Genomic DNA, 15,621 nt, shown 5'->3' with positions numbered 1-15,621 from the left:
AGGAACAATAGCATGATTAAACCCAAATCAGCAATCTTACCGCCCTGGATAGTCCTAGACCCTCTGCTAAAACAGTGGTTAACTGAAGATATTGGTAGGGGCGATCGCACTACTGATGGTTTGTTGAGGGGGGAAAGTTTATGGGGAACAGCCCATTGGGAAGCGAAAGCGCCAGGAATTATGGCGGGGTTAGCAGTGGCGGCGCGGGTTTTTCAACTGTTAAGCGATCGCCTTGAGGTGACACCAACGGTGAAAGATGGCGATCGGTGCGATCGTGGACAAGTAATCCTACAATTAGAAGGACCCCTAGATGCTTTGTTGATGGGGGAAAGGGTAGCCCTAAATTTGGCGATGCGACTGAGTGGGGTAGCCACTTCCACCCGTGAATATGTGGATGCGATCGCTGATTTACCGACTCAACTGGTGGATACCCGCAAAACTACCCCAGGACTGCGACTGTTGGAAAAATATGCCGTCCAAGTCGGGGGGGCGAAAAATCATCGCATGGGACTTGATGATGCGGTTTTGATTAAAGATAATCATATTTTGGCGGCTGGGGGTATTGAAAAAGCGATCGCCCTAATTCGCGAAACTATGCCTTATCCTCTGACTATTGAGGTGGAAACCGAAACTATTGAACAGGTGAAAACGGCGGTAAATGCGGGGGCGGATATTATCATGTTAGATAATATGTCCGTAGCTATGATGCAAGAGGCGATCGAGATTATTCGCCAGTATAATAGCCGCATTCAAATTGAAGCATCGGGAAATATTACCCTACAAACTATTCGCCAAGTTGCCGAAATTGGTGTTGATTATATCTCCACTAGCGCTACTATTACCCGTTCCCCCTGGCTAGATATCAGCATGAATTTGGGACCCGGAAACTTGGGGATTAATGACCCTTCCAAGATTAGAATGATTTAACCTCAAACATCACAGCGCACTTGACAGGATGTTAAACCCAGAGCCTCTAGCATCTGGGTGATTTCCTGTTCATAAATAGGGTTCATGATAATCACCACATCTGGTTTATAGTCTACTAAAAATGCAGGGGGGACAATTTTTTGACCAGTTCCCGCTACATACATTCCCTGTTTGCGAGGGTTAATATCAACAACATATTCAATTGCTGTCTTGGCTGCTTTCATAAAGTTTAAGAATGTCACACCTTTGGAACCACTGCCCCAAATGACCACCCGCTGGCCTTGGTTAACCAGATCACCTAGTTTTTGTTCCCACTCTGATAACTTATCCTCAAACTTTTGTGAAAATTCAGCAATGCTGTTAGCTAACTGATTAACCTGTTCGGTTTCCGGTTTACTTTGACCATGGGTATCAAGACTAGGCTGCGCTTCCAGACATAAAAATTGCCCTCGGAATTCTTCGGTTATTTGTTTAACCTCAAAACCACAGGATGAGAAAGCATAGGCTAAACTGACGGGCGCAAAATAACAGCAATGTTCATAAATAATATCCCAAACTGCCAGATTATCAAAAATATCTAAGGCATTAGGAACCTCAAAGAAAATCCCGGTTTCTGGTTTATTTTCCACTATTTGTGCTAGGGATTTTAGCAGGTTTGTGGGGGTGGGTATGTGTTCTAATGTGTGGCGACAGCAGATAAAATTTCCTTGGTAATCAGCATATTTTTCCGAATATAAATCCCGAATAAACTGGAGGCGATCGCCCAATTTTTCATGGTCAGGTAAAGGCACATAAGTAGGGTCAAAACCGATGCCGCGATTGTTCCCCAATTCACACAACAGCGTCAGAAATTCCCCTTTACCACATCCGATCTCAATAATAGTCTTTTCCTGTAAATTGTAGGTATTGATTAACCTTTCAGCTAAATTATGAGCATACTGCTGAAACCGAGGCGAAAAATCCAGAGCATTTTCATAGACTTGCGTATATTCTAAACGTTGTGGGTCAAAAGCTATATTATCAATAAAACCGCAATCTTCACAGAAAGCCAGTTTCAAGTCCCCACGATTACAATTAATAGCCCCATCACGATCCGACCATAGGATATTACAAAAAACCGGAATATCCAACATTTCCCAAAATACCTGGCGATGTTCCGAACCGCATACCGGACAGATAGGTGTTTCTAACATAGTTATAGGTGCTAATATTTACCTACTAACATATCATTGTCCTGGTGATTTGCCTAGTAACGTTTCCCCAAGATACAAATCACAATGTAAGTTAATCAAACTTGACTTGCCAAACTGCTATCAAGTCGAGTATACTGGCAATAAACCTATGGCTTGATTTTTTGAACAACTTATTTATATTAAAGTTATATAAAAACTATGAGCTTACCTATTCGCCAAGTGAAAGTTGTAGGATCTTATATTACAGCTCTCCAGTTCAGAGACCAAATTGAAACTATTTTGGAGTGGGGTTCTCGGCGACAAAGCCGGGTCGTTTGTGTGGCAAATGTTCATATGCTCATGGAAGCCTATTGGAATCCTGTATTTGCTCGGATATTAGAAAATGCTGATATGGTAACTCCTGACGGAATGCCTCTAGTCTGGATGATTCGGCAAGTAGGTATTCCTCAAGACCGAGTAGCAGGAATGGATATGCTCCTGAGTTTGTGTAACTTAGCACCTTTATATAATGTCAGCGTTTTTTTCTTAGGTTCTAAACCAGAGGTGCTGGAAAAAATGCAAACCAAGATCCTCAAGGAATTTCCCCATTTAAAAGTCGCGGGGTTTAAATCTTTGCCATTTCGTCCCCTGACTCAAGCCGAAGATGACGCATTAATTAAAGAAATTAACAATAGTGGGGCGGGGTTAATATTTGTTTCTCTTGGATGTCCTAAACAAGAAAAATTTATTCATCAGCATCGAGGCAAAATTCGGGCTGTGATGATTGGAATTGGGGCGGTGTTTCCCGTTTATGCAGGTTTTCATAATCGCGCCCCAGAGTGGGTGCGAGAGTCCGGCTTAGAATGGTTTTACCGATTAGTTCAAGAACCTAATCGTTTGTTTGGTCGCTATGCTAAGACTATTCCGCCGTTTATGTTATTAGCAACTAAACAACTATTAACTGAGTATCATTGGTTAGACCGGGTTAAAAAACAATACTCGGAAATTCCTAGTAATGTATTAATTGAAGCGCCCAGGGGTTTAATTTATCGACCTGTGGGGCGTGTCTTACAAAGGGCGGGTTTACTTTCTCCAGATCAAGTACAGATGGTTTTACAAACTCAGCGAGCCGGAAAAAACCTGCGTTTTGGAGACATTTTAACTGCTCAAGGTTTACTGAAACCGGAAACCATAGAGTTTTTCACAGAGCAGTTACCTGAATTAGCTATTCACAGAGAACAGCATCCTTTAGGGTACTATTTAAAATCAGCGGCTTTATTAAATGAACATCAAATTCAGATAATTTTAGACAACCAACATAAAACCGGACTGAGGTTTGGAGAAATGGCAATTAGTAAGGGATGGGTTAAACCGGAGACTGTGGACTTATTTTTAGAGTTTATGGAACCCGATATTTAATTAATAGGTTATGGTCATCAAAGGTGTAAAGTCTTTGATGGCTTGCTCAAATAAATTAAGTATTTTGGGTTTTTGGGAAAAATACACTAGGCGCTTGGACAGCAGCTTGCATCAACTCCAAACCCAGCCTTTTCCACTTCCACGAGACCCACCTACCCATTTGACCATAGCAATATAGCTTTTCGGAAAATGTGATAGGAACCCGATTAATCACTTTGATATATTGAAATAAAAGCGTCCAATTGGTGAGTGAAAACTTTCTAGTTGTCTGAGAGTTATACCAATTCAAAAGAGCCAAACTACCAGCATCTTTGCGGATGGCTCGTGAGGTTTGGGAATGCTCCCTATAAAAGAAAAGAGGTTGAGGAATTTCATAGAACTCGCCTCTAAGTGCGAGTTCAGCAGCCAAGGGTAAGTCAGCCCATATATAATCTCCAATTAGCTGAGTTTTTCTCAGTTCATCAGTTCTCATTAAGCCAAATACCATGTGTCCTGGCATATACTTACGTTGTTGCCAAAGGTCATGATATTGTTTAAATCGCTCCGTGGGTTTTGGCGATCGCAAATTGAGAATATCAGCATGAGATTTGAGCGGATTTCCTTGCTCATCAATCCAGTATTCTTGAGGGTAACACAAAACAGCAGATGGGTAAGTATCCAAGGCTTCTACACAGCGTTCTAAAAACTCGGGAGCATATAAATCATCGTGTGCTGCCCACTTAAAATATTCAGCGGTAGACAATTCAAAAGTTCGATTATAATTTTTAGCAGCACCCAAATTTTCCTGATGGCGATAGTAACGGATACGTTTATCCCTAGCCGCATAATCTCGGCAAATTTCCTCAGTCTTATCCGTGGAAGCATTATCACAAATAATCAGTTCAAAATCATCAAAAGTCTGAGACAATAGACAATCTAAAGTTTCGCGTATAAAATTTTCCCCATTGTAGACAGGCATACCAATGCTAACGCGGGGATGATGAGGATAAGTTTGTACCATATTTTACCTGTTGCCTCTCATGTGAATAAAAGTGAATAAAAGTTGAATAAGCAGATCTCAACTCAACGGTCAATCAACCAGAAATCCTCCTTTTCGGGATTACACATAGACAAAAGAGGAACTATTTAAACTGATATTGTTCATTCCTTGCACAATACCAATCAGTTCATCAGTAACATCACCTTTATAGAAGATAGCCAACCCATTAGGTAAGCCTTGGGGACTATCTGCCAGGCGATAATCTTCTGAGCTACCGTGAAGCTGAATCACATCATTGTTAAAATCAGTAATCAAAGCATAATCTTGCCAACCGGGTTGGTCATCAATGCCATCATCATAGTAAACAGAATTACTATCACCTAAGACAAAGGTATCAAAACCGCCATTTCCTGTCAATATATCTATTTGTCCGCGTCCCGGACTGGAGGAATTGGGGTCTGTTCCATTCAGCCAATCATCGCCTTGAGTACCAACTATGGTATTAACGGGAACGCGATTTAAAGATGTAGAACTATAGTAGCCAGGAAGTCCAACAGTTCGTCTGGTTTCCAGGTTCTGAATTTCCTCTACTCCGACAGCGGGTAAAGGCTCACCCTTGAAAGATCGGAAACTGGCTGCGACATAGCTTAGAGAGGATTCATTATTAATAAAAACGGGGATATCTCCAAATTCTCCATGGAGTATATAAGCGCCCAAAACTTCAGTTTTTCCACCATTAACAGTCTCAACTAATGTCCCCTCATCCTCAGTTTTGTAGCCAAGAATCCACAAATTACCGCCATCATTCTTAATTCGGGGAGTGTGAATAGTCTCGGGATTAATTTGACGAGCCCAAACATTTTGATTAGTGAAAGACCAAGGACCGCCACTGATATCTTCAATATATAAATCCCCAGTTCCTTGACTGGTATTAAAATACTGATTAATAATCATATTGGACATAACCATAGTCCGATCGCTGTCTTGAACAAAGGTAATATTTGGAGCTTCCAAACGCTCCACAGAGACGACATCGGTAGTGCCATCAGCGACAGTAATTGTGCCACTACCTAGAATAGTAGCTTCTGTGCCAATAAAGCGCTGTAGATTATTTCTTAACTGAAGATTACCACCAATATTCCATACCCCATTAGGTAGGTAAACGGTACTAGCACCAGAATCGATCGCCGCCTGAATTGCCAGGGTATCATCAATGCCATCATTAGGCAAACCACCAAAAGCCAAAGGACTGACCCAATCAGACAAATCATCCCAAGGGACTACGGGAGTTGGCAAAACTTCCAGTTCAAAAGCCTGAGTGGGAGCATCAAATAGGGTATTAAAGCCACCACGCGCCATCCACTCAGCCACATAACCATCAGGTTGAGACAAGTTACCTCGTCCATTATCATCCTGTAGAATAGCCAGTTCATAACCAGAGGTATTGAGATTATTAACATACATCCCTTTTTGATTATGAATAGCAGGTTGAGTGGCGGCTGCACCGACCCCAGTTAAGTTAGCATCAATAATCGTAAAATCACTGGAACCATCAGGCATATTCCAAATGACGGGAACGGCATTAGTGCTTTCTAAGTCTCGCACAAACAGAGTTTGATTAAAATTCTGCCAACCATAAACATTTTGATTAACAAGTTTAACGCCTTCGAGTGTTTGAGTAGCGGTAGGATTCAAAGTCCGAATACCGACATCAAATCCGACGACTTCGACATCCTTAACCAGTAGAGGTCCATTTTCATCCGTAGCGAGATCAAGACCGATCGCACCTTGTCCATCACGGGAAACTATGCGAACATTATTGAGAGTTCCCTGGTTGTTCGCCATAAAATTAATAGCGATCGCATCTGGGTTTCCCTGACCCACATCAACAGTCAAATCCCTGATACCATTGCGGAACCGTTGAGCGGGTGGATTTCCGGTATCAATAACCGCAGTATCAAAACCCAAATTATCTTGAAGTCTAATAATAGTGCCATCACGGCTTTCCCCCTGAAGAATATTGCGCTTTTCACTGCCAGGGTATGCAATCCTTCCACTAACATCATAAACCCCATTAGGGAAGTAAATCATCCGATTTTGACCAGCATTCTCATTAATAGCCTGCTGAATAGCCGCAGTATCATCGATACCATCATTAGGAATCGCTCCATAATCCCTAACATCAACCACACCCGCATCAGCCGGGAAAACAATATTTTGAGTCGGTGTATTAGCGCTAAAATCAATAGTAAAACTACCCAAAGTGGCAGTTGGGATAAAATTACCCACCACATCACTAACAGCATTGGGTTCCATTATGACCGTATAAGTTCCGCCCTCCGAGACATCCCAAACGCCGCCAGAAGGTGCAATTTGATAGGTAGCATTCCGCGTGTTTCCATTTTCCTCACCGTAGACACGCACCAAACTAGCCAGTTGCTGAACCCCTAATGGTCCTATAACCCGGATATCGGCATCATCCAAAGTAGATTCTTGAATTTCCCAGTCATCAGAGTAGCTAACCGTGAAAGCATATCCGGTATCACTACCCAAGATAGGAGTCAAATCAGGAGCCAGTAAAGCCGCCGTTGGGGGTAACAGGTCTGGGGTATCTTCTGGAATAATAGGAGCGGCCGTATTGAAGAAGTAATCGACCTGGCTGGTAAAGGTAGGAGATGATGAACTTCCGGCATTTCCCGCAAATAACCCCACCTGTTGCACTTGTAAGGCTTGGGTAAAACTCCCGGCGGTCGTCCAAGTTGAACCATCTGGGGAATAGTTGAGAGTCCAGACATCCCCAGTGCGGTTAACTTTCAGGTGTCGCGCTTGTCCAGGTTCTACCCCCATACGAATCATAGACCGGGAACCACCGTTACGGGTTGAAGCTGCAAATAAGGCTAAACCTGAATTAGTCTTAAAGACATCAAACCTGACCCAGTTATTATCATCTTGCTCTACCAAAATCCCCTGTATTTGCTTATCTAAGGCGGGGTCGGCGGCAAATTTGATTTCTAACTCAAAATCTTCATTGGCGGCCGGCTGCATGAGTCTGGCGGCGCTACGGTTGCTATTCCACATATCAGTACCACCAGGGACTGATAGTTCTACATAAGCATCTGGTGTACCTGTTCCGGTGAGTAGGTAGGAACTGTTATTGTTGGGAGTGATAAAATTCCAGCGGGGGTCTAGGCTGTTGCTGTTAAAGTCGTCGGACTCAAAGGCTAAGTCTAACTCGGAAACTGTTAGGGAGACGGTAGCTGGGTTAGAGATAGCGCCATCATTATCCTCTACGGTATAAGTAAAGCTATCCGTACTGGTAGATGAACCGTCATGGCTATAGGTGATAGTTCCGTTAGGGTTAACGGTGATATTACCGTAGTTGGGAGAGTCAACTACGGTGACGGTATCTGGGATTAAAACACCATCGGGGTCGCTATCGTTATTGAGGACGTTAATGGTAACAGTGTTACCTATGAGGACGGTGGCGTTATCATCGTTAGCGGTGGGGGGTTGATTTTCTTGGATAGCCAGGGAGACGGTGGCTGGGTTAGAGATAGCGCCATCATCATCCTCTACGGTATAGGTGAAGCTATCCATACTGGTAGATGAACCGTCATGGCTATAGGTGATAGTTCCGTTAGGGTTAACGGTGATATTACCGTAGTCTGGTAAATCAACTACGGTGACGGTATCTGGGACTAAAACACCATCCGGGTCGCTATCGTTATTGAGGACATCAATGGTAACGGTGTTTCCGGTTTTGACGGTGGCGTTATCATCGTTAGCGGTGGGGGGTTGATTTTCCAGTTGTTCATCTTCTGGAATAACAGGCGGTTCATCTTCGGGAATCACAACCTGACCATCTTCTGGAATAATAGGAGCGGCCGTATTGAAGAAGTAATCGACCTGGCTGGTAAAGGTAGGAGATGATGAACTTCCGGCATTTCCCGCAAATAACCCTACCTGTTGCACTTGTAAGGCTTCGGTAAAACTCCCGGCGGTCGTCCAAGTTGAACCATCTGGGGAATAGTTGAGAGTCCAGACATCCCCAGTGCGGTTAACTTTCAGGTGTCGCGCTTGTCCAGGTTCTACCCCCATACGAATCATAGACCGGGAACCACCGTTACGGGTTGAAGCTGCAAATAAGGCTAAACCTGAATTAGTCTTAAAGACATCAAACCTGACCCAGTTATTATCATCTTGCTCTACCAAAATCCCCTGTATTTGCTTATCTAAGGCGGGGTCGGCGGCAAATTTGATTTCTAACTCAAAATCTTCATTGGCGGCCGGCTGCATGAGTCTGGCGGCGCTACGGTTGCTATTCCACATATCAGTACCACCAGGGACTGATAGTTCTACATAAGCATCTGGTGTACCTGTTCCGGTGAGTAGGTAGGAACTGTTATTGTTGGGAGTGATAAAATTCCAGCGGGGGTCTAGGCTGTTGCTGTTAAAGTCGTCGGACTCAAAGGCTAAGTCTAACTCGGAAACTGTTAGGGAGACGGTAGCTGGGTTAGAGATAGCGCCATCATTATCCTCTACGGTATAGGTGAAGCTATCCATACTGGTAGATGAACCGTCATGGCTATAGGTGATAGTTCCGTTAGGGTTAACGGTGATATTACCGTAGTTGGGAGAGTCAACTACGGTGACGGTATCTGGGATTAAAACACCATCGGGGTCGCTATCGTTATTGAGGACGTTAATGGTAACAGTGTTACCTATGAGGACGGTGGCGTTATCATCGTTAGCGGTGGGGGGTTGATTTTCTTGGATAGCCAGGGAGACGGTGGCTGGGTTAGAGATAGCGCCATCATCATCCTCTACGGTATAGGTGAAGCTATCCATACTGGTAGATGAACCGTCATGGCTATAGGTGATAGTTCCGTTAGGGTTAACGGTGATATTACCGTAGTCTGGTAAATCAACTACGGTGACGGTATCTGGGACTAAAACACCATCCGGGTCGCTATCGTTATTGAGGACATCAATGGTAACGGTGTTTCCGGTTTTGACGGTGGCGTTATCATCGTTAGCGGTGGGGGGTTGATTTTCCAGTTGTTCATCTTCTGGAATAACAGGCGGTTCATCTTCGGGAATCACAACCTGACCATCTTCTGGAATAATAGGAGCGGCCGTATTGAAGAAGTAATCGACCTGGCTGGTAAAGGTAGGAGATGATGAACTTCCGGCATTTCCCGCAAATAACCCTACCTGTTGCACTTGTAAGGCTTCGGTAAAACTCCCGGCGGTCGTCCAAGTTGAACCATCTGGGGAATAGTTGAGAGTCCAGACATCCCCAGTGCGGTTAACTTTCAGGTGTCGCGCTTGTCCAGGTTCTACCCCCATACGAATCATAGACCGGGAACCACCGTTACGGGTTGAAGCTGCAAATAAGGCTAAACCTGAATTAGTCTTAAAGACATCAAACCTGACCCAGTTATTATCATCTTGCTCTACCAAAATCCCCTGTATTTGCTTATCTAAGGCGGGGTCGGCGGCAAATTTGATTTCTAACTCAAAATCTTCATTGGCGGCCGGCTGCATGAGTCTGGCGGCGCTACGGTTGCTATTCCACATATCAGTACCACCAGGGACTGATAGTTCTACATAAGCATCTGGTGTACCTGTTCCGGTGAGTAGGTAGGAACTGTTATTGTTGGGAGTGATAAAATTCCAGCGGGGGTCTAGGCTGTTGCTGTTAAAGTCGTCGGACTCAAAGGCTAAGTCTAACTCGGAAACGGTTAGGGAGACGGTAGCTGGGTTAGAGATAGCGCCATCATTATCCTCTACGGTATAGGTGAAGCTATCCATACTGGTAGATGAACCGTCATGGCTATAGGTGATAGTTCCGTTAGGGTTAACGGTGATATTACCGTAGTTGGGAGAGTCAACTACGGTGACGGTATCTGGGACTAAAACACCATCCGGGTCGCTATCGTTATTGAGGACGTTAATGGTAACAGTGTTACCTATGAGGACGGTGGCGTTATCATCGTTAGCGGTGGGGGGTTGATTTTCTTGGATAGCCAGGGAGACGGTGGCTGGGTTAGAGATAGCGCCATCATCATCCTCTACGGTATAAGTAAAGCGATCGCTATTGGTAGATGAACCGTCATGGCTATAGGTGATAGTTCCGTTAGGGTTAACGGTGATATTACCGTAATCTGGTAAATCAACTACGGTGACGGTATCTGGGACTAAAACACCATCGGGGTCGCTATCGTTATTGAGGACGTTAATGGTAACAGTGTTTCCAGTGCGGACGGTAGCGTTATCATCGTTAGCGGTGGGGGGTTGATTTTCTTGGATAGTCAGGGAGACGGTGGCTGGGTTAGAGATAGCGCCATCATCATCCTCTACGGTATAAGTAAAGCGATCGCTATTGGTAGATGAACCGTCATGGCTATAGGTGATAGTTCCGTTAGGGTTAACGGTGATAGTACCGTAATCTGGTAAATCAACTACGGTGACGGTATCTGGGATTAAAACACCATCAGGGTCGCTATCGTTATTGAGGACATCAATGGTAACGGTGTTTCCAGTGCGGACGGTAGCGTTATCATCGTTAGCGGTGGGGGGTTGATTTTCTTGGATAGTCAGGAAGACGGTGGCTGGGTTAGAGATAGCGCCATCATCATCCTCTACGGTATAAGTAAAGCTATCTATACTGGTAGATGAACCGTCGTGGGTGTAGGTAATAGTTCCATTTTCATTGATGGTGACAGTACCGTGGCTAGGTTGATTAACCACTGTTAGAGTCTCTACCATCAAAGTACCGTCATTATCTCTATCATTGCTCAATACATCAATGATAACGGACTGGCTGGGTTCTACTCTGGCATTATCATCATTGGCTATGGGTGGCTGATTTCCTAGGGAGACATCTTCCGGGACAATGGGAGCCGCCATATTGAAAAAGTAATCGACCTGGGAGGTAAACATTGCTGGTGATTTGTCAGCATGACCTGCAAACAACCCCACTTCTTGGACTTGTAAATCACGGATAAAACTGCCAACTGTATTCCAATTTATACCATCTCCAGAAGATTTGAGAGTCCATAAGTTTCCTTGTCGATTTACATTCAAATATCGAGCTTGTCCAGCAGCCACGGAACCAGAAACCATCACACGGGAACTACCATTAGTCGTAGAAGCAGCGAATACTGATAAACCTGACCCGGTTTGAGATACATTAAACCTTAACCAGTTCCGCTCATCTTGCTCTACCAAAATTCCCTGCATTTGCTTGGATACAGTGGGGTCGGAAGCGAATTTAATTTCTAATTCAAAATCTTCGTTGGCGGCGGGTTGCATGAGTCGCGCCGTGGTCCGATTTTGATTCCATAGATCAGTTTGAGCGGGAACAGAAAGTTCTAAATAAGCATCACTTGTTCCGGTTCCTGTTAAAGCATAGGAGGAATTGGCTAGGGGTTTAATAAAATTCCATTCTGGCTTGAGGTTGCTGCTATTAAAATCATCGGAGTTGAAGGCTAAATCTAATTCCGAAATACCCAGAAATACAGTGGCTTCGTTGGAGGTGGCACCATGATTATCTTCGACGGTATAAGTAAAGCGATCGCCACTGGTATAGGAACCATTATGATTGTAAGTAACTACCCCATTTTGAATACTAACAGTGCCGTGATTTGGTTCAGTAACGATAGTTACAGTATTCGGCATCAAGCTACCGTCAATATCTTCATCATTACTGAGAACTCTAATATTAACACTATTTCCTTGGCTAACTCTAGTGTGATCATTATTGGCGATCGGTGCGAGGTTAGGTCGCTCTTCTCCATAGGGAACAACTGTAACATCACCAAAAGTGGCATCATAATAGTGAGCAACTAGCAGCAACGAACCATGAGACAAGGCTCTGATGTCTGATGATGATTTAAAGGATTGACGATCCCATTCTGTGGGTTCCGGTTCGCTTTCCTCCCAAACTTTAAAGCTATAAATACTACCATCATCCACAGTTTGCGATCGCATCTTGAAATTGTAGGTATTCCCCGCTTCCAGCGTGATATTTCTGCCACTATTAAAGAAGGTTGATCCCTCTAAAGACAAGCCACTGCTCATGTGATAAAAACCAATTTCCCCATGGGTGCGCCACTGAACATAAGGCTGAGTCCCACCATCAGGTTGATGTCCTTTCCATCGCATTAACAGACCGATTATCCCATTAGTATTAGTTTCATGAATCGTAATGGGAACAGTGGCTTCGTAGTCATCCCATCCAATGTCACCAATAGCAATTAAGCGGTCATAACCTGTTTCAGCGGTGCGGACTCCATCATCTGTTAAAGTCCACAGACCATCTACTACTTGTGCTACATCGTTAATTTGCTCAACTTCACTCCAGTCAATGGAATAAGTTTTCGGCCAAGCATTTCCTAATTCATGTTTAATAGTGACAGATTCGGTAGCAATATGACCCAGTGTATCAACTGCTGTAATAACAACTATATCATCCTGATCAGATGCGGGGTTGAGATCTGTGTAAGCAATTTCAACGTTAAAGTCGCCATTTCTTGATAAACGAGGATTCCTGGGTTGACCATGAACATTAAGACGAAGAGGAATTTCTGGTCCTCCATTGAGTGAGTAGCTTAGAGAAGATATACCGTCTGGGTCGAAAGCGTAACCAAGGATATTGACCCAAACTAGAGGCTTACCAATATGACCAAAACTCTGTTCTGAACCATACCAGATATCAAGAACGGTGGGATTTGGGTCTGCTGATGGTTCTTGAATGGTGATGCTAACATTCGCTGGGTTGGAGATAGCGCCATCATCATCCTCTACGGTATAAGTAAAGCTATCCGTACCGGTAGATGAACCGTCATGGCTATAGGTGATAGTTCCGTTAGGGTTAACCGTGATAGTTCCGTAGTTGGGAGAGTCAACTACCGTCACCGTATCCGGGACTAAAACACCATCCGAGTCGCTATCATTACTAAGGACGTTAATGGTAACAGTGTTTCCGGTTCTGACCGTCGCGTTATCATCGTTAGCGGTGGGGGGTTGATTTTCCTCGATAGTCAGGGAGACGGTAGCTGGGTTAGAGGTAGCGCCATCATCATCCTCTATGGTATAAGTAAAGCTATCCGTACCGGTAGATGAACCGTCATGGCTATAGGTGATAGTTCCGTTAGGGTTAACCGTGATAGTTCCGTAGTTGGGAGAGTCAACTACCGTCACCGTATCCGGGACTAAAACACCATCCGAGTCGCTATCATTACTAAGGACGTTAATGGTAACAGTGTTTCCGGTTCTGACCGTCGCGTTATCATCGTTAGCGGTGGGGGGTTGATTTTCCTCGATAGTCAGGGAGACGGTAGCTGGGTTAGAGGTAGCGCCATCATCATCCTCTACGGTATAAGTAAAGCTATCCGTACCGGTAGATGAACCGTCATGGTTATAGGTGATAGTTCCGTTAGGGTTAACCGTGATAGTTCCGTAGTTGGGAGAGTCAACTACCGTCACCGTATCCGGGACTAAAACACCATCCGAGTCGCTATCATTGCTAAGGACGTTAATGGTAACAGTGTTTCCGGTTCTGACCGTCGCGTTATCATCGTTAGCGGTGGGGGGTTGATTTTCCTCGATAGTCAGGGAGACGGTAGCTGGGTTAGAGGTAGCGCCATCATCATCCTCTACGGTATAAGTAAAGCTATCCGTACCGGTAGATGAACCGTCATGGTTATAGGTGATAGTTCCGTTAGGGTTAACGGTGATAGTACCGTAATCTGGTAAATCAACTACCGTCACCGTATCCGGGACTAAAACACCATCCGAGTCGCTATCATTGCTTAACACATCAATGACAACAGATTGTAATGGTTCTACTCTAGCCGTATCATCATTGGCTATGGGTGGCTGATTTTCAACTGGTTCTGGAGTAACAACCTGACCATCTTCTGGAATAATAGGAGCCGCTGTATTGAAAAAGTAATCCACCTGGCTGGTAAACTGAGGAGATGATGAACTTTCAGCATTAGCCGCAAATAACCCCACCTGTTGGACTTGTAAGGCTTCCGTAAAACTCCCAGCCGTAGTCCAACTCACACCATCAGCGGAATAGTTGAGAGTCCAGACATCCCCAGTGCGGTTAACTTTCAGGTGTCGCGCTTGTCCGGGTTGTACCCCCATACGAATCATGGACCGGGAACCACCGTTACGGGTTGAACCCGCAAATAAGGCTAAATCTGAATTAATTTTAAAGACATCAAACCTGAGCCAGTTATTATTATCTTGCTCTACCAAAATCCCCTGCATTTGCTTATTTAAGGCGGGGTCGGCGGCAAATTTGATTTCTAACTCAAAATCTTGATTTTGAGCTGGCTGCATGAGTCTGGCGGCGCTACGGTTGGCATTCCACATATCAGTAGCACCAGGGACTGATAGTTCTACATAAGCATCTGATGTACCTGTTCCGGTGAGTAGGTAGGAACTGTTATTGTTGGGAGTGATAAAATTCCACCAGGCGTTGAGGCTGTTGGTGTTGAAGTCGTCGGACTCAAAGGCTAAGGTGTGGCTGTAGGTTGCCATTGTGACTGGGGAAAATATGGAATTGGTATCGATAGGGTTTCCTATGTTGATCTGAAAATCCCAGTCTCCCCCTAATTGGTGATTACCTGTGGGGGTAGTTGAGGCGGTAATATTGGCTCCTGTAAGTTGATGCAGTTGTTTAAGGAAGGTTTCCCCCTTAGGTCCGGCGGCGACTTGGCAACCATAGAGGATGATAGAGCTATGGTGCAGTTTATGGTTTAAGGTTCCTAGTTGGCTGTAGTGGGGGAGGGTTTCTGAGGTTAGTTCCACATTCCCCAATTTCAGACAACCTGGTGAGCCGTGAGAGATGATGTGAATTTGTGCGATCGTATTATATTGGTGTAGGGTCTCCGCTATCTGTAGGACACCATCTCTGTTGGGGGACAAAATTATGACATCTGCCACCGCGCGAAGGCCACTAATCAACTCCCGATAATCTTTAACCCCGGAGTCAATTATTACTACCTGTTGACCAGTTTTAAGCGTTTCGGATACTCTGAACGCCGAGAATAGCCATTCCAAGGGGAAAGACTTTGAGTTAATATCGGTGGCTGTGGGGTTAATCAT

At 44.5% G+C, this 15,621-nt stretch carries 5 protein-coding genes; 2 read left to right on the top strand and 3 right to left on the bottom strand.

The genetic code is table 11. The features are described 5' to 3' along the window. The first annotated feature begins 12 nt into the window (after positions 1 to 12). The gene (gene nadC, locus NLZ44_RS09190; protein ID WP_493752578.1) at positions 13 to 927 is read left to right on the top strand and encodes a carboxylating nicotinate-nucleotide diphosphorylase; all 915 of its coding nucleotides are present in this window, start codon (positions 13 to 15) and stop codon (positions 925 to 927) included. A 2-nt stretch (positions 928 to 929) separates the two neighbouring features. Here the strand turns inward: nadC and NLZ44_RS09185 are convergent, their stop codons facing one another. Then, positions 930 to 2,120, bottom strand: coding sequence for a class I SAM-dependent methyltransferase (locus NLZ44_RS09185; RefSeq protein WP_493752577.1), 1,191 nt, complete (start codon positions 2,118 to 2,120; stop codon positions 930 to 932). Between the two features lie 198 nt (positions 2,121 to 2,318). On the opposite strand from NLZ44_RS09185, the gene NLZ44_RS09180 reads away from it, so the two are divergent. Then, positions 2,319 to 3,518, top strand: coding sequence for a WecB/TagA/CpsF family glycosyltransferase (locus NLZ44_RS09180; RefSeq protein WP_493752576.1), 1,200 nt, complete (start codon positions 2,319 to 2,321; stop codon positions 3,516 to 3,518). Positions 3,519 to 3,573: 55 nt separating this feature from the next. Here the strand turns inward: NLZ44_RS09180 and NLZ44_RS09175 are convergent, their stop codons facing one another. Together NLZ44_RS09175 and NLZ44_RS09170 are read right to left on the bottom strand one after the other, a co-directional pair. Then, positions 3,574 to 4,518 carry a glycosyltransferase family 2 protein gene (locus NLZ44_RS09175; protein ID WP_493752575.1) on the bottom strand — a complete coding sequence of 315 codons (945 nt, stop codon included), beginning with the start codon at positions 4,516 to 4,518 and terminating at the stop codon, positions 3,574 to 3,576. Between the two features lie 99 nt (positions 4,519 to 4,617). Further along, positions 4,618 to 15,621: a cadherin-like domain-containing protein gene (locus NLZ44_RS09170; protein WP_493752574.1), complete on the bottom strand. Its 11,004-nt coding sequence runs from the start codon at positions 15,619 to 15,621 to the stop codon at positions 4,618 to 4,620.

It is taken from the genome of Arthrospira sp. PCC 9901, assembly GCF_059013425.1.
The sequence above is the reverse complement of the archived record's forward strand: the minus strand, read 5'-3'. Positions and strand labels throughout refer to the sequence as shown.